The 21,016-nt window shown below is 54.0% G+C and carries 16 protein-coding genes and 1 pseudogene; 8 read left to right on the top strand and 9 right to left on the bottom strand.

Annotated elements, in window-relative coordinates:
* Both TH4_RS18595 and TH4_RS18590 read right to left on the bottom strand, forming a co-directional pair.
* Positions 1–864: an ABC transporter permease gene (locus TH4_RS18595; RefSeq protein WP_064782321.1), complete on the bottom strand. Its 864-nt coding sequence runs from the start codon at positions 862–864 to the stop codon at positions 1–3.
* A gap of 160 nt (positions 865–1,024) precedes the next feature.
* Positions 1,025–2,113: an ABC transporter substrate-binding protein gene (locus TH4_RS18590; RefSeq protein WP_064782320.1), complete on the bottom strand. Its 1,089-nt coding sequence runs from the start codon at positions 2,111–2,113 to the stop codon at positions 1,025–1,027.
* A 142-nt stretch (positions 2,114–2,255) separates the two neighbouring features.
* Here TH4_RS18590 and TH4_RS18585 point away from each other — a divergent pair, with 142 nt between their 5' ends.
* From TH4_RS18585 to TH4_RS18555, 7 genes are all read left to right on the top strand, one after another.
* Entirely contained in the window at positions 2,256–2,879 is a 624-nt protein-coding gene (locus tag TH4_RS18585) for a TetR/AcrR family transcriptional regulator (RefSeq protein WP_064782319.1), read from the top strand.
* A 208-nt stretch (positions 2,880–3,087) separates the two neighbouring features.
* Positions 3,088–4,083 (top strand): helix-turn-helix transcriptional regulator, encoded by a 996-nt coding sequence (locus tag TH4_RS18580; RefSeq protein WP_064782318.1) that lies wholly within the window; start codon positions 3,088–3,090, stop codon positions 4,081–4,083.
* Positions 4,084–4,165: 82 nt separating this feature from the next.
* Positions 4,166–5,014 (top strand): AAA family ATPase, encoded by an 849-nt coding sequence (locus TH4_RS18575; RefSeq protein ID WP_064782317.1) that lies wholly within the window; start codon positions 4,166–4,168, stop codon positions 5,012–5,014.
* A gap of 5 nt (positions 5,015–5,019) precedes the next feature.
* Positions 5,020–6,207 (top strand): vWA domain-containing protein, encoded by a 1,188-nt coding sequence (locus tag TH4_RS18570; RefSeq protein ID WP_064782316.1) that lies wholly within the window; start codon positions 5,020–5,022, stop codon positions 6,205–6,207.
* A 125-nt stretch (positions 6,208–6,332) separates the two neighbouring features.
* Positions 6,333–7,403, top strand: coding sequence for a glycerophosphodiester phosphodiesterase (gene glpQ / locus TH4_RS18565; protein WP_083997192.1), 1,071 nt, complete (start codon positions 6,333–6,335; stop codon positions 7,401–7,403).
* Between the two features lie 133 nt (positions 7,404–7,536).
* Positions 7,537–8,139 (top strand): NAD(P)H:quinone oxidoreductase, encoded by a 603-nt coding sequence (gene wrbA, locus TH4_RS18560; protein ID WP_064782315.1) that lies wholly within the window; start codon positions 7,537–7,539, stop codon positions 8,137–8,139.
* Between the two features lie 176 nt (positions 8,140–8,315).
* A complete protein-coding gene (locus TH4_RS18555) occupies positions 8,316–9,179 on the top strand; it encodes a pirin family protein (RefSeq protein ID WP_064782314.1) in 864 nt (287 codons plus the stop codon).
* 113 nt (positions 9,180–9,292) lie between these two features.
* Here the strand turns inward: TH4_RS18555 and TH4_RS18550 are convergent, their stop codons facing one another.
* The 7 genes from TH4_RS18550 to TH4_RS18520 form a co-directional block, all read right to left on the bottom strand.
* Positions 9,293–11,893 carry a tectonin domain-containing protein gene (locus TH4_RS18550; protein ID WP_064782313.1) on the bottom strand — a complete coding sequence of 867 codons (2,601 nt, stop codon included), beginning with the start codon at positions 11,891–11,893 and terminating at the stop codon, positions 9,293–9,295.
* A 37-nt stretch (positions 11,894–11,930) separates the two neighbouring features.
* Positions 11,931–13,847 carry a type II and III secretion system protein gene (locus TH4_RS18545; protein WP_064782312.1) on the bottom strand — a complete coding sequence of 639 codons (1,917 nt, stop codon included), beginning with the start codon at positions 13,845–13,847 and terminating at the stop codon, positions 11,931–11,933.
* Positions 13,848–13,954: 107 nt separating this feature from the next.
* Positions 13,955–16,507 carry a tectonin domain-containing protein gene (locus TH4_RS18540; protein ID WP_157097803.1) on the bottom strand — a complete coding sequence of 851 codons (2,553 nt, stop codon included), beginning with the start codon at positions 16,505–16,507 and terminating at the stop codon, positions 13,955–13,957.
* Positions 16,508–16,933: 426 nt separating this feature from the next.
* Positions 16,934–17,914 carry an AraC family transcriptional regulator gene (locus tag TH4_RS18535; RefSeq protein ID WP_051007616.1) on the bottom strand — a complete coding sequence of 327 codons (981 nt, stop codon included), beginning with the start codon at positions 17,912–17,914 and terminating at the stop codon, positions 16,934–16,936.
* Between the two features lie 268 nt (positions 17,915–18,182).
* Complete coding sequence (locus TH4_RS18530; RefSeq protein ID WP_064782310.1) at positions 18,183–19,172, bottom strand: hypothetical protein; 990 nt, start codon at positions 19,170–19,172, stop codon at positions 18,183–18,185.
* A gap of 120 nt (positions 19,173–19,292) precedes the next feature.
* On the bottom strand, positions 19,293–20,078 hold the full coding sequence (locus TH4_RS18525) for a zf-HC2 domain-containing protein (protein ID WP_064782309.1): 786 nt from the start codon (positions 20,076–20,078) through the stop codon (positions 19,293–19,295).
* Positions 20,075–20,599, bottom strand: a complete 525-nt coding sequence (locus tag TH4_RS18520; protein WP_040823515.1) for a sigma-70 family RNA polymerase sigma factor — start codon at positions 20,597–20,599, stop codon at positions 20,075–20,077. The genes TH4_RS18525 and TH4_RS18520 overlap by 4 nt, the downstream gene beginning before the upstream one ends.
* Before the next feature lie 161 nt (positions 20,600–20,760).
* On the opposite strand from TH4_RS18520, the pseudogene TH4_RS20830 reads away from it, so the two are divergent.
* Positions 20,761–21,016 (top strand): annotated as a pseudogene (locus TH4_RS20830) (hypothetical protein); the annotation flags it as partial.

The raw sequence follows: 21,016 nt of genomic DNA, 5'->3' as shown, positions 1-21,016 counted from the left end.
TTATGTTCTCTCCATCTTAAGCCAGCGCGCACAGGCAATATAGGCCAGTGTCACCACCACCATCAGAATGATCGAAAGCGTGGCTGCCATCGGGAAATCAGCCCGGCGGCCCAGTTGGAGCATGATGACTTGCGGCAGGGCGAGTTCGTTATTCCCGCCCAGGATCTGCGGGGTGATGTAATCGCCAATACACAGCACAAAGGTCAGGAACGCACCGACCATAATGCCCGGCAATGTGAGCGGTAACACAACATGCCAGAATACCTGAAACCCGTTTGCACCAAGATCGGCCGCAGCCCTGCGATAGTTCGGCGGCATCTGCACCAGATTGGCATAGATCGTGAGCGTCAACAGCATGACAAAGAAATGCACAAACCCGATGACGGTGGCCGTCCGTGTGCTGGCCAGTTCAAGCGGTTCGGAAATCACCCCCAAATAGACCAGAGTGTTATTTATCACGCCGTTTTGCGCCAGCACCAGAAGCCATGAATAGGATCGCACCACATAGCTCGTCCAGAATGGAAGTATCGCCATGATTAGTGCCATACGCTGCCATTTCTGCGGGACGCGTTCGGCAATGATCCAGGCCAGCGGATAGGCAAGGATCACGGAAATGATCGTGACTGTGAAGGTGATTTCAAGCGAGACAAAAAGCCCTTTAAGCAGATGGGCCTTTTCAAAGAATTCGATGTAATTATCGAAATTCCACGCCATGACGATTTCGCGTCCCTTGCGGGTCGCAAGGCTGATCGCGGCCATGACGATAAAGGGAATAACGAAAAACGCGACGGTCCACAGCAGGGCCGGGGTCACAAAGCCCCATGCGCGGCGATTTTCGCGTGTTTCAAGGCTGGCAGTGGCCATAACGGTATCCTTTTCGCAAACCAGCCCGCCTGGGTGGGGGGATGGTTGCTTATAACTCGCTTGGGATGGTGGGCGCCGTTGGGGTCAGCTTACCGCAAGTTTGGCACCGATGCCCCGCAAAAAGCGGGACATCGGCTGGTGGCAGTAGACAAGGGATTGCTTACTGCTGGAGCATCTCGACCCAGGCATCCTGCATCTCGGCATCGAGATCGGCATCCGGGATCGGGTAAAGCTGCGAGTTTTTGAGGTATCCGTCCTGATCATCCCAGCGAAGGGCCGCTTTCTGGGCATCGGTCAGGTTTTCGCCTGCCTTGGCGTTGGCTGGCATACCCCAATAACAAGACGAGGTCGCAAGGCGCGCCTGGCCTTCGGGGCTCATGATGTATTGAACGAATTTAAGCGCAAGATCAGGCTTTTCAGAATCCTTCATCACCCCGATCGACTGGGCCCAGCGAAGGCCGCCCTGTTTGGGGATGATCCAGTCAAGGTTCGGTTTTTCTTCGGACAGAACCGCCGTGATCCATTCACCACCACCAACAAGGATATCGACTTCCCCGGTGGCAAGGGCGGTCTGGGAAGAAACAACTTCACCAACCTGTTTGGAGACCTTTTTCATCGCAAACAGCTTTTCCTTGATCGCGGGCATGTCGTCCGCGCCAAGATCAGCCGTATCGATGCCAAGACCCAAGCCAACAAGGCCGATCACCGGCAGGTAATAATCATAAACCGCGATGCGGCCGGCATATTTGTCCGACCAGATCACCGACATGTCTTCCATGTCCTTGGGATCGACCTTGGTCTTGTCGAACGAAATGGTGTTGTAGCCGAACTTCTCGGTGACAGCATAGGTTTTGCCATCCACCACGTTGTTTTCGGCCATCACGACTTCGGGGAAGATATCGGATGTCGGCAGGGCATCGGCCGGGATTTCGGCCAGAACGCCCATTTCGACCGCGCGATGGACATCAACCCCGTCGATCACAAACACATCCCAGTCGCCCGGACGGGATTGTTCAATGATCGAAAGACCGGCACCGGTGCCTTCGTACTCCTTGAGATTGACTTTGACGTCGTATTCTTTCTCAAACGGCTCGATCAAGGCCGGATCGGTATGGTCGCACCAGACCAAAGCATTCAATTCTTCGGTTGCTTGTGCGGTTTGCGCCATGGCAACAGCGCCCAGAATAAAGGTCGCAGTGCTACTCAGAAACTTGTTGCGGGTCTTCCCCGTAGAGACGTGACGAGACATAGGCTCTCCCTGATTTCATAGTTGAGGCCTCCCTTGAATTGGGTTTTTCGGCGCTTATCCGGCGCCGTTGAAAAAATATTGAACGCGTTCATTTTTTGAGTCAATGTTAATTTTGAACCCGTTCAGTTTTTCCGGAGTGACGATGTCAGGACTGCGCGCCCAAAAGAAAGCCGATAAAAACCGCCGTATTCTGGAGGCGGCGACGACGCTGTTTCGCAAAGTCGGATATGACAGTGCGCGCATCGAAGACATTGCCGAAATGGCCGGTGTGTCTGTCGGCACGTTCTATAACTACTTCAAAAACAAGGGCGATATGCTGATGGCCACGGTCTCGATGGAGGTCGAGGAAGTGCTGGCAGCGGGAGATGCTATTATCGCGCGCGAACATGAAGATGTCGCCACGGCCTTGTCCGAACTGATCGGGAAATATTACGACCACTCCCTGACATATCTGTCCAAGGAGATGTGGCGCACGGCGATGTCACTGTCGATTGCGCAGCCCGAAACGCCGTTTTCCCAGCGCTACACAGCGCTTGATCATCGGCTGTCCAAACAGGTCTGCGATCTGATTCGCGCCTTGCAGAATCGCGGTGTCGTGCGCAAGGGTGTCGACTGCGATGCCACAGGTGAGCTGATCTTTAACAACGTCAACATGATGTTCATCGAGTTCGTCAAAGACGAGGAGATGGATGTCGATGGCCTGAAGGCCAGCGTGGCACGGCAGAATGCCCCGCTGGCATTGCTGATGTCTGGTGACGCGGCCTGAAGCTTACCAGTCTGGCTCAGAAAACAACGTCGTGATCACCCGATCATTCGTCTAACAAGACGCTTTTAGACCCATGTTGAGTTCGACTTGAGGTGCGCACTGTCACAGACAACCCGTTGATTCCATGATATCAAAGACAAAATGCTGTTGATTGCGTCGGCGGGTGATCGCATCGACAGTCAGTTAAAAATAGTGGAACGGGCAGAGTATGCAGGAGACCGGTCAGAGCGCGGATGACGCGTTTGGCATGTTTTCGGATCAGGACAGAGCAGGCGGTATCGGCGAGCTCAGGCTTGCCGATGGTGACCTGTTTGAATTGCCCGGTGTGACCGGGCGTCTGGAACGGATCGATTTCGGTAACGGCATCTGTTTGCACCGTGCGGAATTGAATGTCCGTGAGGATTCCAGATTTGACGTTCAAAACGCTTTGCCGCCGGGCTGGCTTGCCGGATCTGTCAATATTCTCGGCGACCTTGATTTTGATTGCCCGGATGGCGGCAAACATACCATGTCGCCCGAGATTGGTTTGATAATGCGCGTCGACCGGCCCGGGACGCGCTATTTCCTGCCCGGTGGACAAGTGATCCGCCATGCCGGGGTTACCATTGAACTTGATGCGCTGCGTGCCAAGTTTGGCGATGATCTGCCAGCAGCACTTGATCCCTATCTGTCCGATGATCAAAGCGTGATTGAAGTCAGGGCGCTTGGGCTTAACAACAAGATCAGAAGCATCGTCAGTGCGATGTTCTCCGCCCAAGCGACCGGTGTTGGGCGCAAGTTCAAGCTTGAAGGTTTATCAACCCTGTTTCTGGCCGAGATGATTGATGCCTATTGCCTGCTGCATCACGATGGCGAAAAGACGCCGGAACCAAGCGTTCTTGAAAAGACGGTGATCGAAGACACGATTGCCAAAATCACTCGCGATCTGGCGGGCTCGGTTTCGGTTGCGCAGTTGGCGGATGCGGGCGGTATGACGGAAAGCCGCCTTAACAGCCTGTTCAAGCACGAGACGGGCAAAAGCTGTGCGGACTTTATCCGCTCCAGGCGGATGGAGTGGGCCCGGGAATTGCTGGCATCGCGTGATTTCACCGTCAAGCAGGTCGCAGCAGCGGTTGGCTTTAACCATGTCAGCAACTTTTCGCGGTCCTATCGCGACTGGTATGGCGAAAGTCCGGCTCAGGCACTCAAGCGCAACAACGCATAAGCTGTGCGGTGTTTGTGCCCTTGCTCAAATCAGTTGGACGCCCTAGGTTAACGCAAACGTCAACTTGTGTTGCAGGGCAAAAATGAAGTTTCAGGGTACGGAAAATTACGTCGCGACCGAAGATCTGATGGTGGCGGTCAATGCCGCGATCACGTTGCAGCGACCGCTTCTGGTCAAGGGCGAACCGGGCACGGGCAAGACGGTGCTGGCCGAGGAAATTGCCAAATCGCTCGGCAAAAAACTGATTACCTGGTCGATCAAATCTACAACGCGCGCCCAACAGGGCCTTTATGAATATGACGCGGTATCGCGCCTGCGTGATAGTCAGCTGGGCGACGAGCGTGTCCATGACATCGGCAATTACATCGTCAAGGGAAAGCTGTGGGAGGCGTTTGAAGCCGACGGCGAAGCGCCCGTCCTCCTGATTGACGAGATCGACAAGGCCGATATCGAGTTCCCCAATGACCTGCTTCAGGAACTCGACCGCATGGAGTTCTTCGTTTACGAGACCCAGCAGATGGTCAAAGCCACCAAACGCCCGATCGTGATCATCACCTCAAACAATGAAAAGGAACTGCCAGACGCGTTCCTGCGGCGTTGTTTCTTTCATTACATCCGTTTCCCGGATGCAGACACCATGGCTGAAATCATCGAGGTGCATTACCCCGGTATCCAGAAACGATTGGTCGCAGAGGCATTGAACCTTTTCTATGACATGCGCGAGGTTTCAGGCTTGAAGAAAAAGCCCTCAACCTCTGAACTTCTTGATTGGTTGAAGCTTTTGATGGCCGAAGACCTTCCGCCCGAGGCGCTTCGCGCCAAGGACGCCAAAACCGCCGTGCCCCCGATGCATGGGGCGCTTTTGAAAAACGAGCAGGACGTGCATCTGTTCGAGCGGCTTGCCTTCATGGCACGGCGCGAAGGGCGTTAATCCCGATGTTCACCGGCTTTTTCTATAAGCTGAAAGATGCGCGCGTGCCGGTCAGTTTGCGCGAATATTTGACATTGCTTGAGGCGGTGGAAAAGGGACTGGCGGGCTATTCGGTTGAGGATTTCTATTATCTGGCGCGATCCGCGCTGGTGAAGGATGAACGCCATCTTGATAAGTTCGACCGCGTCTTTTCCGAGCATTTCAAAGGCGTGATCGACCTTGCCGAGGGAATGGACGAGGTCGATAAGACTGAAATCCCTGAAGAGTGGCTGCGCAAGCTTGCCGAGAAATTCCTGACCGATGAAGAAAAAGCCGAGATCGAGGCGCTTGGCGGTTGGGAAAAACTGATGGAGACGCTGAAACAGCGTCTGGAAGAGCAAAAGGGCCGACATCAGGGCGGCAATAAATGGATTGGCACGGCCGGGACATCGCCGTTTGGCGCTTATGGCTATAACCCCGAAGGGGTGCGGATCGGGCAGGATAAATCCCGTCATCGCCGGGCGGTCAAGGTCTGGGACAAGCGCGAATTCAAGAACCTTGATGACAGTGTCGAAATCGGCACGCGCAACATCAAGGTTGCCCTGCGACGTTTGCGCAAATGGGCGCGGACCGGGGCGGCGGATGAGCTTGATCTGCCGGGCACGATTACATCAACTGCCCGCCAAGGCTGGCTTGATGTTCAGATGCGCCCGGAACGCCACAACGCGGTCAAGGTATTGATGCTGTTTGATGTTGGTGGATCAATGGATGATCACATCAAGGTCTGTGAAGAACTGTTTTCGGCGGTGAAAACCGAATTCAAGCATCTTGAATATTACTACTTCCACAATTGCCCCTATGAAGGGCTTTGGAAAGATAACGCGCGGCGCTGGAACGAACAGGTATCGACCTGGGATGTGATCAATACCTATGGCGCGGATTACAAGCTGGTGATTGTCGGCGATGCCACTATGAGCCCCTATGAAATTACCTATCCTGGCGGGGCGGTGGAATACTGGAATGCCGAGGCAGGGGCTGTCTGGATGCAGCGATTGCTCGATCATTTCGAACATGCCGCCTGGATCAATCCGCAACCGGAAAACTGGTGGCGTCACCATCAATCGATCCAGATCATGCACAAGCTGATGGAAGGCCGGATGTTTCCGCTGACCCTTGACGGGCTTGATCGCATGACCGGGGAACTTAACCGCTAGGCCCGCGTTCTTTGCTGTAACAGTTTCATGAAGATTGCACCCAAGACGCGGTGACGCGTTTTTGTGCTGCCAATCCGCGCCTATAGTCCTTGATCACAAAAGGACACTGGATAAGGAAACCCGGGATGCTGATACGCAAAATGATCAAGTCGACCTTACTGGCGATTGGCGGGCTTGCCGCAGCCACATTGATGCCTGTTACAGGTGCGATGAATTCGGCCGATGCGCAGGCACTTGATCAGGAAATGGTGGTGATTGCCCATCGCGGGGCGTCGGGCTATTTGCCCGAACATACCCTGCCGGCCAAGGCATTGGCCTATGGCATGGGGGCGGATTTCATCGAACAGGATGTTGTTCTGTCGAAGGACGGCGTTCCGGTCGTGCTCCACGATATCCACATTGATACCACCACCGACGTTGCGGAAAAATTCCCGGATCGCAAACGTGAAGACGGGCGGTACTACGCGATTGATTTCACCCTTGCCGAACTTAAAACACTTAATGTCACCGAACGGTTCAAGGCCGATACCGGCAAACAGGTCTATGCGGATCGCTTTCCGGCTGAGTTTGCCATCTTCAAGATCCCGACCCTTGAAGAAGAGATTAAACTGATCCGTGGATTGAACCACTCTACCGGGCGCAATGTTGGAATCTATCCGGAAATCAAGGACCCTGCGTTTCATCGTGCGGAAGGCCAGGACATCGCCAAAACCGTGATCGCGGTGATGGAGAAGTGGGGGTATAATAACCCGGACTCAAATGCCTTTGTGCAATGCTTTGACTGGTCTGAAACCAAGCGTATCCGTCAAGAGCTTAACTATCAGGGCAAGCTGGTGCAGCTTATCGGTGAAAACCGCTGGGGCGCGCCAGAGGGAACCGATTACGATTATCTGAAATCTGACGACGGCATCACCGACATGGCCAGTGTTGTTGATGGTATCGGGCCGTGGTTGCCGCAAGTTATTGAAGGCCTCAGCGAAAATGGCACGGCGATCATGACACCTACCCTGATTGCCGCCCAGCGCGCGCAATTGAAGGTTCATCCCTATACCCTGCGTGCGGATCAGTTGCCGAAATGGGCGGGGGATATGCAGATCGCGCTCAAGGCCATTTTTGATGATGCCGGGATTGATGGCATTTTCACCGATTTCCCCGATCAGGTCGTGCAGTATCTGGCCCGGAATCCCGATGCTTAATCCCGATGCTTAATCCTGATGCCTGATCGGGTTCGCATCCGATAACGAACAGACTGTTTCCAAGCTGGCCGTTATCAGGGGTGCATTCTTAGGTCACTATGCAAGCCGACGAAATTCAACCAAGGAGGATGACGTGGCGAAAGTACTGGTACTTTATTATTCGATGTATGGTCATATCGAAACCATGGCCAACGCCGTTGCCGAAGGCGCACGCGGTGTTTCCGGAACGCATGTTGATGTCAAACGTGTTCCTGAAACCATGCCTGAAGATGTCGCAAAGGGCGCAGGTGCCAAGCTTGATCAGGCTGCCCCGGTTGCCGAGGTTTCCGATCTTCCGGAATATGACGCGATCATCTTTGGTGTGCCGACCCGCTTTGGCAACATGCCAGGCCAGATGCGCACCTTCCTTGACCAGACCGGTGGTCTTTGGGCCGAAGGCAAATTGATCGGCAAGATCGGTTCTGTCTTCACCTCGACCGGCACCCAGCATGGTGGTCATGAAACCACCATCACCTCGACCCATACCACCTTGCTCCATCAGGGGATGGTGATCGTCGGTGTGCCTTACAGCTGTGCTGGCCTGACCAATATGGACGAAATCACCGGTGGTTCGCCTTATGGTGCCGGTACGCTTGCGGGTGCCGATGGTTCGCGTACACCCTCCCAGAACGAGCTTGATATCGCCAAATTCCAGGGCAAGCACGTGGCAGAACTTGCCGCCAAACTTGCAGGCTGATTTTCAAGTCGTCTGATCTGATCAAGGCAGTGCAGGGTTCCTGCGCTGCCTTTTTTGTTGCGATTTGATAAACAATCAGGTGCCTGATTGGGCCTTGTTTGGCGACAGTTTTGTGCGACCATGCGGGGTATGAAATGTTGTCTGGCAAGAATGCCGACAGGCAGAGGAGTTTTGAAATGTCTGAGTCTGTGAAAAATGCACGCGGTGTTGAACGTGTCTTGCGCGCGATGGATACATCCGATGGTGCGGGCGTGTCGCTGCGACGGTCCATTGGGACGCCGCAGCTTGATATGCTTGACCCGTTCCTGATGCTTGATTCACTTTCGACCGATAACCCGGACGAATATATCGCAGGCTTCCCGGAACATCCCCATCGCGGCTTTGAAACCGTGACCTATATGGTCGAAGGGGCGATGCGCCATCAGGACAGCATGGGCAACGAGGGCATTTTGCGTTCAGGCGGTGGTCAGTGGATGACCGCCGGTAGCGGCATCGTGCATTCCGAAACGCCTGAACAGGAAAACGGCCTTTTGCAGGGTTTCCAGCTTTGGATCAATCTGCCGGCAAAGGACAAGATGATCGATCCGCGCTACCAGAATATGGAGCCCGATGAACTGCCGGAAATCTCCCCGGTCGAGGGCGCGCAGTTGCGCCTTCTGGCAGGGTCGATGCATGGGGCAACCGGCCCGATCAACGGTATTTCGACCGACCCGGTCTTTGTTGATGCCAAACTTGATGCCGGTGCGGAAATCACCGTCCCGCTGCCCGAAGGGCACACAGCAGTGGTATATGTCTTTATCGGCGATGCAATTGTTGGCGGCAAAGATGTCCCGACCCATCATCTGGCGATCTTGAAAGACGGTGATGGTGTGACCCTTAAAGGCGGTGCCGAGGGTGGCCGCATGCTGGTGATTGCCGCACGTCCGATCCACGAACAGGTCGTGCGCTATGGCCCGTTTGTCATGAGCAGCAAACAGGAACTGATGCAGGCCTTTGACGATTACCAGCGTGGCAATTTTGTCCGCAAGGCCGCGTCCTGACGCCAGAGACCTGATAAAATACGATCTGGACGATCTGGCAAAACGCCCTGAGCCAACTGAATGGTCAGGGCGTTTTTCATTTCATTTCGTGATGAATGCGAAGCGAATGAAACCTAATCCTTGGCGCGTTTGACGTCGGTACCGGAACTGGTATTCGTGATCCAGGGACGGCCATCTGACAACACATCGACCATGTTGGCAGTTACGTTGTTAACCTTGTCAAACGAACCGTTTGTCGCATTCCATTTTTTCAAAGCGTATGCACTGTTTTCGAATACGGTGACATAGACACTGCCATCCGTCCCGGCACCAATATCTTCGACAGTTACACTTTGACCCAACGGGCGGTTTTCAAACCTTGTGCCGGTGTACTGCTGAACAATGTTATTTTCGTCCGCGATCCACAAATCACCTGCACGGCCAATAGCCACCTTGCGCACGTCGTCATTGCTGAATTTGGCAAAGGCATTGGTTCCGGGTTTAAGGTGATAAAGCTTGCCGCTGATGACGACATAAACCGTGCCATCCGGACCAATCGATATATTTTGAATGTTGCCCGATGTTACCGAATAGGTCCGCTGGATAGTGCCCGTTGATGACAGCTTATAGATCGAGTTCGAACTGTTTCCGTTTGTCCAGATGCTGCCATCAGTCGCAACATCAAACTTCTCGACATTCTGGTTAAAGGACAGGGTGACTTGTTCGAGCTTCTTGGTCTTGGTGTTGAACTTCTGGAACTGGTTTGCTCCCTGATTTAAGGGTGTGCCATACAGGTAGAAACCATCATCTTGTCCGACGGCGATTTCATCAATCGTATTGAGGTCCGCGGTGAATGTTTCAAAAGTTATGTTTTTTGAAAACGTAAAGGCGCTTGGGGATGTAACATCCACAACAGCCGCGGTATCGCCACTGCCGGTGGTATCCCCGACGGTTGAGGCCGCAACAAGACGATCATTCTGTTCGTCACGTTCAAAGAACTTTGATGCAAGCACAACAGTATCAGTTGTAACAACCCAGGGATAACCATTGGGGCCGACCGCGACACTTTCCGCGGTGTGGCCCGGTGTTTGAACGACTTCAAAGGTTTTGCCATCCGCAGCCAACCGCATCAGGAATTGATTGGCGGAAACGATATAAACGCTGCCATCCGGACCGATCGAGATGCTTTTGGCCTTTTGCGATAACACCTCGCACGGTGATTGTTCGCATCGTTGGACAAGGTTGTCAGAACGAATTGTCCAAGGCGTTCCGTCCGGGTCGACTGCAACCAAAATGCCCTGACCGGGAATGCGATCAAACCGCGTCATGGCGTCATTTAGTTTGGATAGGCTTCCGCTGGCATCGGCAATGACAACCGATCCATCCCCGCCAATCGCAATGTCTGAACCGGTTGCACCGGGAATTTGCCTCCACAGTTTTCCGGTATGACGGAATACCCGGCCCAAGGTGGAAATGCCCCAAGGGTCGCCATTTGTATCAACGGCCAAACGCACCAGTGTTCCCGGAAAATCTTCAAGCCGTTTGCGGCTGTTGGACCAGCGGAAAACACTTCCGGCCGCGTTCAGAGCAAACACACTTCCATCCCGACCGATTGCCAAAGCCGTGGCGTTCTCGCGGGTGTTGGTAAAGGGAATGTCTTCGGTCGTTGTTACCGTCGTCGGATCAAGACCGGGGTCGTCCCCGGTTGACGGGGCCACGGTTCGGCTGGGGCCTTGCGCAGTTGCATCTGTACTTGGTGTGACAGGTGACGCGGTTGCGCCAGTTGCCACCGCGACTGGTGCCGTTGATGGTGCTGCTTGTGCTGCGGGTGGTGCAACAGCTGCTGCTGGTGGCAGGGGCGGGGCTGTGACATCCGGGGCAATTGCCGCGGGCGCACTATCAACAGGGGCGACGGCATCGGGCGCGCGAATTTCCGGTGCACGGCCTTCTTCGGTTTTGATTTTTTCCGGTGCAACCAGCAATGTCGTTGCCATGATGGCACCACCGGCGACAACCGCCCACGGTCCACCATCGGGTGTGGCGGCGGTGGCTGTCGCACCACTGATACCGCCGACAATACGCCAACTGCGTTGTGTTGCATTCCAGATCCTGATCTGACCTTCGGCATCGACAATTACAACCCTATCGTTACCGGCAATCGCAATGTCGAGGGCACGACCCGGCATAGTGGTCCAGGTCTTTCCATCATAGGACCGAATGCCGCCATCGCGCGCCACCGCCCATGGATTTCCCGTCCTGTCGAGTGCAATGCGATACGCACTGCCGTCGATCGGCCGCCATTCACTGCGCAACGGATACCATTTTTTGATTTCGCCACTGACTTTGGCAATAAAGACATTGCCAAGCGTATCGGCCGCAACATCGGCAACGTCGGTGTCCTTGTTTTCCCACCACAACCCGTTATAGCGATAAACCACGCCGTCGGCGCTGATTGCCCAGGGGCGGTTTCCCTCGGCTGCGGAAATGCGCACAAAATTGCCCGACATTTTGCGCCAACGCTGTTCTATCGCGTCCCAGCGCCACGGCGTGCCATCCGGGGCAACGGCATAGGCCTGCCCGTCACTGTTGATCGAGATGTCAACAGCCGTGCCGGGCAAACGGGTCCAGTTTGATGATGGGGCGCTGTCTTGCGCGTGTGCGCCGGTGATCGGATGAACTGTCGTAAAGGCAACACAGTACAAAACCAGACAGAACCGCATGATGAGCGGTGTCATTGGACGACTTCGCATCGCAGTCTCCGAATACAAAAAGCTATAGACCAAGCAACCGGTCACGCACCATCGCGATATGTTGCTGGCCATTTTCGTCGTTCTGCCAAGACTGAATTTTCACATCTCCATTCCTGAACTCTTCGAAGAATTCGCGCCCCTGAAGCTTTTCAATGACTTCGCTGAAGGTTGCGCGCGGCGTAAACCAATCCTTGTGACGGTTTTCCAGACGTTCAATGTCGCGTTCAAGATCCGACATTTCTTCGATCATGACGTCACGGTCTTCCTGAGCCCGACGGGCATAAAGCGGACGGCGTGGCGTCATCAGGATCAATACAGATCGTTCGAACTGGCGTTCAATGCGCTGTGAGAACAACAAATTGACAATCGGTATATCCATCAGGCCCGGTACACCATCGGCTGATTTGGATGTTTCGCGTTCGCTGAGGCCACCCAAAACAAGCGTCTCGCCAAACTTCATGGTGACGGTCGAATTGACATTGGTTTTGGTGGTGTCGAGGCGGAATTCAAACACAACCGAATTCGACGGATCAGTCAGGAAGGTACGTTCTGCAACCACGTGCAAGCGGATCATGTCGTCTGGTAGTATTTCCGGCGTGACAGCCAGTTTGACGCCAACCTCCTTTTGCACCGAAACACTGTCGCCATTGCCGCCGGAAACGGCAGCAGCCAGAATTTCAGTCCCCGAGAAGAATTCCGACGTTTGTCCGGTCTGGGCCACCAAACTTGGTTTGGCCAGGACCTGATTGTCAGCATCGGCGGAGTTGGCAATATTGAGCGAATACGTTACCGCAGGAATACTGATGGCCCGGGTGATTGTTTGCGTACTTTGTTCCAGCCCGGTGTTGAGATAATCCTTGGTCCGTGTGGACTCATAGCCAAATCCGGACGTTCCGCTGAGCGGGTCGCCGAACTGCAACTGCAACCCGTTCAACAGGTTGATGCCACGCGAATTACGGACATCTTCCTGTGTGCCGATCAGGACCACATCCACGACCACCATGCCGGTATCTGCAAAGCCCTGTTGTGCAGGGTTTGCCGCACCATATGGATCCTGCTGCTGAGCGGCATAGGGATCCGGGGCTGCTGCTGCGCCGTAAGGATTGCTGGAACCGTAAGGATCTTGGGCGCCGTATGGATTTGCCGAGCCATAAGGATCACTGCTGCCATAGGGATCATTTCCATACTGCGCCAGCATGACTTTGGCATCACTGTCATAAAACGACTGCCATCCTTGGACGCGGCGTTCGAGATATTCGATGTTTTCCGGTCCCAGAACTGCCTTGCGATAGGCTGCCAAAAATGCCGACGCGCCTGTACGGTCGTCCATTGCCGCCAAAGACAATGCCGCAGCTTTGAGCACTTCGGGCTGTTGTTTGGCCTCGGGTGCCACATCCATCAGACGTTTTAACGCGGCTTCCGCGGTTAGGGGATCACGCGCGTAGTATGACGCCGAAGCCAGACTATACAGTACCGCGGGGTCGTCACCGCGATGAAGGGCGACCGCGGCAAAATAGGCCTGCGCAAGGCCATAGCGCCGTTGGTCCATATACAAAAGGCCCAACTGGTAACTGGCCGACAGGTTACCCGGATCGAATTTAAGCGCCTGTTTGTAGCCTTGCTCTGCCAGATCAAACTTGCTGGCGTCGCCCTGCACCCCCATCAGGTGGTAGGTCAAGCCATTGAGAAACTGCAAATCCGGATTGGTAACATCAAGCTTCAAGGCCAGATTGATCAAGCGTGATGCTTCATCCATTTTCCGGGCTTCCAGGGCCAGATTACTTGCGTTCACCAGTTCCGAAACAGCATCCGCCTCGACCCCGGAATTAACAACAAACTGATTGTCCGGCTTTGTCTGTGCGTTGTTTAAACCCACCGTCTGGCAACCGGCCAAAGTCACCAAGGCATAAACCGCAACCGTGCTGCGAAGAGACGTCATAAACAACCGCATCAAATACCTATTCCTGATGTTTCTTGTGCACGCTAGGTGCATAAATTCGGCGTGCGGGCGGGTTGGGGCCCCGATGAGCCCCAACCCGTGACCGGCTACTGCATTTGATAGATTTTATTGTTTTTGGTCAGCCGCCATACCTGACCATCGCCAGCACCAATCGCACTAGAGTCCGGCTCGTTTACAATCGGATCCCAGTCTTGCTTGGCGCCATTAAACAGGTAGGTTTTGCCGTCCGTGCCAATGATCAACGCCGCACCCGGGATATCGACCGCGATATCAACGGCCGCGCCCGGAAGCTTTTGCCACTTCTTGTTGTTGTCATGGACAAAGATATCGCCATTTTTGTTTACGACCCACGGTCGACCATTCTGATCAATGTCGATCCGTGTTGCCGTTCCCGGAAGTTTTTGCCAGCGGTTCCCATTCCGGACATGGATGGTGTTGTCAACGGCGGTAATCCAAACCCCGTTGGCACTGGCGCCAATATCTTGTGCCGCCGGGCCGGGGATTTGCCGCCATTTTGTTCCTGATTGGGCGAATATCAGGCCCGCATCGTTGACGACCCATGCGTCTTTATCTGAAACAGCGATACGGACTGCAGCACCGGCCATTTTGATCCATCTTTTTGCCGTCTTGGCGCGCTTGAAGATTTCATAGCCACCGCCAGCTTTGCTTACACCGATGACATAGGTGGTTCCATCCGTGCCGATCGCAACATCGGTGGCGTCCCCCGGGATCAAGTCCCAATTCGTTGCACGACCAGCAGCGCCGACTGTACCGGTCGATTCAATCTGGCTTAACGTGATCGTGTCATTTCTAGTGTTATTTTGGCCGCCATCAATGACAGTATCGATTTCGAAGTTGCCGACAACAACATTGCCGTTGTCCAACGTCACGCTGTGATCGCCGGCACCCGTTGCCTTCTCAGCCGGCATCAATTGTGCCCAGGTCTGTGTGTTCGGCTTGATGGTCTCCTGGGTCATGAGCCCCCAGTTCATCAACACCTCGGTCCGCCCGTTATCAGTCAGTAGAAGGCGGGATAAGTTTACGGGCTTTTTTGAGTTCGCGAGGGCGTCAGTGATGATGGACTCTTGTTTGATCTGATCCAGAGCGATATCGGTTCCGATGCTGGCGACAATCGAGCTTGCGGACAAAATAATCATTGTCGGCGCCATAAAGGCCATAGAGGTGGTGCCAATACTAGTCGTCGTTACCGTTATTCTCATTGTTTCTTTCATCCCCTGCACCAAGTGGGGAAAAATTGCTTGGCCAACCGTTCCCACCGCTTTGGCGACGGACGTTGATACAAGCGTTGCGCTCCCAAGCCCTACATATGCGACGACAACCGCAGCGCCCGGCGCAAGCAACATGATATCGCCTACCTGGTCTTCCATTTGTGGCGGACGAACACCAATATCATTGGGATTCAAGCCGGTTGACCTGCCCGGACGCGCTACCTTCAAGCCGCGTTCCCAGCTTTGCCAGACGCCTTGCATTTCTTTCGCGACCAAAAGCCGGGACTGCTGAACGTATACAGCCAAATAATTCAATAAATCGCGTTCAGCTTTGGTCTTTGCCCCTCTTTTGATCACGTTGAAAACATGCATATAAACGGCCGCCTTTAGGATCGCCGATTCCTCGGGTTCCGTCAGGATCAGGTTCCAAGCTTCGGTTTTTAGCTCGTCTGCTTTGGCTTTATTGAGTCCGGCAGCTGCGATGTAATTGCTGATGCTTTCATCGATCAGCGTACGGTCCTTAATTACCTCGGCAACGATCTCATGGGCGCCAGGCAGACCGAACAACCCATTGGGTGTACGTCTTGCGGGTTCCCAACGCATGGTAAGGTATTCACAAGCCTGACTGGTCTTAACGCCATAAACCGACCGGACCGAATTCACCGGGCATGACCAGCATGTCCCGCCGTCGATGAAGTCGAAATATTCGCCAGCTTTACAGGTCAGCGCAGTTATTTTTTCTGCAGCCACGAGACTTTCATTGCGGAAACAGGCATTGTGCGCGCTGACCGCAGCCGCCGTACGGCGATATCCGTCAGGGCAGGTATAACAACTGCCATTCAGATCCGGGAACGAACCTTCTGGGCAAACCCGATCAATGAATTCTGCCCGACGTGCTGGTTCAAAGATTTTACCGCAAGCATCCCATTCATTCACGGCTGACAAGGTACGGTCAAATCCGGCTGGGCAAGACCAACATTCACCGCCATTACGAAGATCTTTGAACGAGCCAGACGGGCAGGATTTGTGTGCGCCGACGCGGGTTGCGCGTTTATATTCTGCTGAAATCTGCTTTGAACATGCCTTCGGAGTGTCCACCGCAAAACCGGTTCGATTGTAACCACTTGGACATGAGAAACAGGACCAGGTGCCGATGTCGAAGAAGGACCCCCGTGGGCATTCACCAACAGCCTTGCCTGTTTTGGTTGCCGATGCAAAGCCGCAAGCCCCCAAAAGGGTGTTTGTGCGCAAATCCATTGCGCCACAAATGGCATGGCCACCTTCTGTGAAGGCAGCTTGCGTCTGCTGCGCCTTTACCTCTGAAATGCTTGCCAGAATACTGACGAACCCTGCAATCAGGACGATCAACGCCCGCCAGAGTATGTAGCCAGACTTAATACGGCTTCCCATCGATCTTTCCTCAACCAAACAACGCTTGTTATGTAAATTTCCCGCCCGCCGGCCATTCAGCAGGCAGGTTCAAGGCGCACATCACACGAGGTGTGCCGCGTGGACTGCGTTGGGGATGAGAAGAAGTATAAAAATCGTAACCGCTTACCTTGCAGCCGATCAATCAGCGACACACCAAGTCTCTTTGGAGCAAGGCCAACGCTTTGATTGTCGTTGGGTGGACAGTCCTGACCAATTTCAGGACTGTCCTTTGATCAGAGTGTTCCCCCACTCTCCGTCATGTCTGAAAACAAAGGCATGACGGCCCATTCCCCGCACGGAGAATTGAGCAGCGACGCCGATAAGGATACATGTAATTGGATGGTGTGGTACGTTTGCTGCGCTTCTCGGATACTGAGGGCGCTTTTCGGATACCGGAGGCGAATATCAGCCGTGTTTGCGGATTGTCTCAGATGGAAGTTCGCCGAATTCCCGATGATAGTCCTGCGCAAATCGGCCCATATGGGTGAAGCCCCATTGCCTTGCGATTTCAGAGACCGTTTTTCCGTACGGCTCCGCCATCAAAATGGCCCGGACGCGTTTCAAACGCACAACACGTAAATAAGCCATCGGCGTGATGCCAAAGGCGTCCATGAAACCTTTTTGCAGCCCGCGATAGCCGCATCCGGCCGCAGCCGAAATATCGGCAAGTCCCAGTTTCTTGTCGGCATGGGCGTGAATGTAATCACGTGCACGTTTAATGTAATAGGGCACAACTTCGGTGACGGTGCGGCCATTCACAATGTCCTGATAACTGTTGGGCAACAGGCTCAGACATTGTGCGACCAGGATGTCTTTCATCTGGGTCGTGACGATCGGGTTATGCAATTCACGCAAAGGCCCGTCGAGCGCCTCGGCGACATAGTGGACTGTATTGCAGAAAACGTTCCAGCCTGGTGTGGTGGGATCAATCACAGGGTCGAACCGCAATCCATTTAATTCAACATCTTCGCCAACCACCGAACGTGTGTAGTTTTTGAGTTTGTCTTTCGATAAACGAAGGACAAAGGCGCTAAAGTTATCTTCTGTGGCGCTGACCGGTGCGGCCAAATCGCGCATGAACCCGGCATTGGGGAAGAATTCCAGTTCTTGCCCGCAATGCTGCGCAACACCCGCACCAGACGTGACAATATATAACAGCAGGCCATCGTCATCCTCTTCGGAGGATTCGACCGTCAGTCTAGAATTTCCGAATGCGACATGCATCAGACTGATGTCATCACACTCCACGGCGGCGACGCGGGCGTTAAACTCTGCGTTGTGCCCTTTGACATCCAGATCGTGCCGTGACGCAAGGTTTTTGATCGACTCCCGGACCTCATCAAGGTCGCCCGAAGATAGTATCGTGTGATTTTGAAGATAGGTCATTGCCGTCCCCCCGACGTGCATACCCGGAAAATTGTCCATTCGGCGGATCATGGAGCCCTGTGGGCGACTGTTTCCGGCAAATTAAGACAAACAGATGATACGCGCTCGTCGTGGGATAATCTATTGCTGATTGAGATATCTGGCGGGCAGTGGGTCCTGGTGATCGTTCGGGAAAAAAATCAGCAAGTAAAAAAAATCCCCCGCCAAAATATGGGCGGGGGAATTCCGGGTTCGCAGTTTTGACTTTTATCCAGCCAGCCTGTTCAGGTTATTGCGTGGTCAGATCCGGCACATCATCTTCAAGTACCCAGCCATCATCCGTGCGACAGGCCGATTTGATTTGGCTGCTGGTACGGTTGCGTGCGGTGAGTTCCTGACGATAGGTTCGGCACCAGACGCCTTTGTCCGTCTGAACGGTTTTGAGTGGGGTCACCGCGATATCAAGCGCACCGATGGATGCTGTTTTCGCATCGCCGGAATTATTGGTTTCAAGCGATTGCTGAACAGTTTTTGCCAAAAGGTCCTGTGCGGATTTCGCAATTTTTGCCGGGGCAGGGCCATATGTCACCAGTTCTTCGCTGTGGTCTTCGCCGGAATTCCATGAACGGTCACGTTTGACATAAAAGCCGATTTCCGGCGCGTACCACCATTTGGTTGTCTGCATCCACCACTGTTTGTAATAGCGTGAACACTCGATAACGTAGGTGTCAAACGTGCCTGCCGGCACCTCGACCGTTTCGGTTGCAGGTACCGTGCAGGTCAGCCATTGGTCATATTCGTTTACTTCACCGGTGACGGGATCGGTATTGGATGACCGGGTTGAAATACGAACGTGGTCGCCATATTCCAACGGCCAGATATTTTCCGAGCCAGCCTTGAGCGTCGTAGAACCCGATCGTTTCTGATCCTCTTCATCGGTGTAGGACCAGTCAAGGATCGGGCCGGTGAAATCGCGGGTCATTTCGAAAAGATAGTCACCGCCACCATTCCAGACGATCCGGTCCCCCTTGATATCGGCAACATAAATGGCGCGTCCGCCATCATAGACAAAGGCATCGCCAATGCCGAATTCAGGCAAGGAAGCGGGCCGAAGGGCCGGGCCGGTATTCTCGGTCTTTTCGGCATATTCGCCCAGACCGTCATTGAGACTGTTTAAAGAATCTTCGAAACTTTCAAGCGTTTGGCACGCTCCGAGCAATGAAAGGCTTAAAACGCAAGAAAGCGCCAAAAACGGGCGCTGGTAGTTCGGCAAATTCATTGTTCTGATCCTGCTTATTCATTTTGTCAGGTCGTTAACGTCCTGGTTCTTATCGCTTGGTTGTTGCGGTTAAAAAAAACACCGACAGCGACGAGGAGCCCCTCATCGCTGTCGATTTAGTCAAAGCTTTTGTTTGGGCAGTGTTTCATCAGAGCTGCCAAGGCCCGGCAGATCGACGCCCGGGATCAGCCGGTAAACTGTTTCCCACTGGCCATCCTCTGTGCGGCAAGCCCGACCAAAGAACCCGTCCGGGCCACTTTCAAGGCGGTCTGTCGGGAACGTGACATGATATTCCCGGCAGAAACGCGTCCCCTGACGGAAGGTTCTGAGCGGTTCAATCTTGATGGTGCCGCCACTGTTTTCGGCAAGCCCCAGCGAGACTTGGCGAATATCGCCGCTCAGCGTTTCTTCCAGCGTCATGCTGATTTGTTCATCAAGCAATGGGTTGTTGACGGGCGAATAGGAAAACATTTGTGCATCGTTTGATGCCAGGGTGCCAACAGCCGCATCACGGACGTTTTCGTTAAACCAGTTGCCGCCAACAAACGCCAGCAGCACAGCCGCCGCCGCACCAATTCCAGTCCAGATCGGCGTATTGTTATTTGCAACGGTGCGCGGGCGTGCATCGACGTCGCTTTTGGTAACGAAGTGTTTTGTCGGTGTCTTTTTCTGATCAAGGATATCTTCGATGTCCTGAGACAGCTGAGGATAAACCCGATCGGCCAGAAGGCGCTCAGACTGATTGCGCAAAACGACCGATTGTCCCGCCATGATGTTGAACTGACGGGTCATGGCTGGGCATTTGGCAATTCTGTCTTCCAGCTCGCGACATTCCGTCGGGGCCAGTTCGCCATCAATATAGGCAGACAGCAAAACGTAGTCGCGATCTTCAAGTTGTTTGCTCATGACGAACCTCTGTAAATGCTGTCCTTGTTTATTGTCTCGCCGTCATCATCGTGCAGAGCGGCAAGTGTTCTTCTGGCTCTGGCGACGCGGCTCATGACCGTGCCGTCAGGGATGCCCAAAATGTCGCCGGCTTCGCGATAGCTGTATCCTTCGATCAGGACCAGTGTCAGGGCGGCCCGCTGTTCCTCGGCAAGGGACGCAAGTGCTGCCTGCAAAAACATCCTGTCGGTGCCGCCGTGATTTATGCCCGGAACCGCACTGTCACGTGCATCTTCAAACGAAACCACATTTCCCTGGCGCTGATCGCGGCGTTTTTCGTCAATCCAGCTTGTCTGGATGATCCTATAAAGCCAGCTATCAAGCCGTGTGCCTTGCTCGAACTGTTCGATCCGTTCAACCGCCTTCGCATATGCCGTTTGCACCAGATCCTCTGCCGCGACAGCATCGCGCGTCAGCGATCGCGCAAACCGCAATGCGCGCGGCAGAAGATCTGCAAGCTCTTGTCTTAAAGCAGTGTCCAAACCAGACGTCCCATTCATGATCGCAGGCGCAATTTTTCGGTCTTGTTGAACATATAACGACGGGGCCTTCGTGTTTCTTCCCTCGGCCACGAAAAAAATATTGTGAAAAATAATTTCGACAGCCGGGAAGAAAATTCGAACCCCGTGCGTTGTCCTGTCAAATGAACGCGAAATTCACTGCTAAGGAAGTGGAGCTGACAATGTTGACCATTAAGAAGAAAAGTCTGCGCAGCAGGATTACGACAGCGGGCATTCTCGGGTTTGGTGCCTTTGCGTTGGTGGTAACCCCCCTCTCGCTTGACCTTTCCCAGTTTGACGTCGCAGGCAAAAGTGCCTTTGCGCAAGGTCAAGGTAATGGCGGCGGCAACGGCGGCGGTAATGGCAACGGCGGCGGTAATGGCGGCGGCAACGGCGGTG

The organism is Thalassospira tepidiphila MCCC 1A03514, assembly GCF_001662875.1.
Taxonomy (GTDB): domain Bacteria; phylum Pseudomonadota; class Alphaproteobacteria; order Rhodospirillales; family Thalassospiraceae; genus Thalassospira; species Thalassospira tepidiphila.
This window is presented reverse-complemented; position numbering and strand designations above follow the sequence as displayed.

Excerpts from the sequence above, each read along its gene's own strand:
- TH4_RS18540 (WP_157097803.1), bottom strand. The coding sequence starts at position 16,507 with ATGGGAAGCCGTATTAAGTCTGGCTACATACTCTGGCGGGCGTTGATC.
- TH4_RS18570 (WP_064782316.1), top strand. The coding sequence starts at position 5,020 with ATGTTCACCGGCTTTTTCTATAAGCTGAAAGATGCGCGCGTGCCGGTC.
- TH4_RS18550 (WP_064782313.1), bottom strand. The coding sequence starts at position 11,893 with ATGACACCGCTCATCATGCGGTTCTGTCTGGTTTTGTACTGTGTTGCC.
- glpQ (WP_083997192.1), top strand. The coding sequence starts at position 6,333 with ATGCTGATACGCAAAATGATCAAGTCGACCTTACTGGCGATTGGCGGG.
- TH4_RS18545 (WP_064782312.1), bottom strand. The coding sequence starts at position 13,847 with ATGACGTCTCTTCGCAGCACGGTTGCGGTTTATGCCTTGGTGACTTTG.
- TH4_RS18580 (WP_064782318.1), top strand. The coding sequence starts at position 3,088 with ATGCAGGAGACCGGTCAGAGCGCGGATGACGCGTTTGGCATGTTTTCG.
- TH4_RS18555 (WP_064782314.1), top strand. The coding sequence starts at position 8,316 with ATGTCTGAGTCTGTGAAAAATGCACGCGGTGTTGAACGTGTCTTGCGC.
- TH4_RS18590 (WP_064782320.1), bottom strand. The coding sequence starts at position 2,113 with ATGTCTCGTCACGTCTCTACGGGGAAGACCCGCAACAAGTTTCTGAGT.
- TH4_RS18595 (WP_064782321.1), bottom strand. The coding sequence starts at position 864 with ATGGCCACTGCCAGCCTTGAAACACGCGAAAATCGCCGCGCATGGGGC.
- TH4_RS18575 (WP_064782317.1), top strand. The coding sequence starts at position 4,166 with ATGAAGTTTCAGGGTACGGAAAATTACGTCGCGACCGAAGATCTGATG.
- TH4_RS18525 (WP_064782309.1), bottom strand. The coding sequence starts at position 20,078 with ATGAGCAAACAACTTGAAGATCGCGACTACGTTTTGCTGTCTGCCTAT.
- TH4_RS18585 (WP_064782319.1), top strand. The coding sequence starts at position 2,256 with ATGTCAGGACTGCGCGCCCAAAAGAAAGCCGATAAAAACCGCCGTATT.
- TH4_RS18530 (WP_064782310.1), bottom strand. The coding sequence starts at position 19,172 with ATGAATTTGCCGAACTACCAGCGCCCGTTTTTGGCGCTTTCTTGCGTT.
- TH4_RS18535 (WP_051007616.1), bottom strand. The coding sequence starts at position 17,914 with ATGACCTATCTTCAAAATCACACGATACTATCTTCGGGCGACCTTGAT.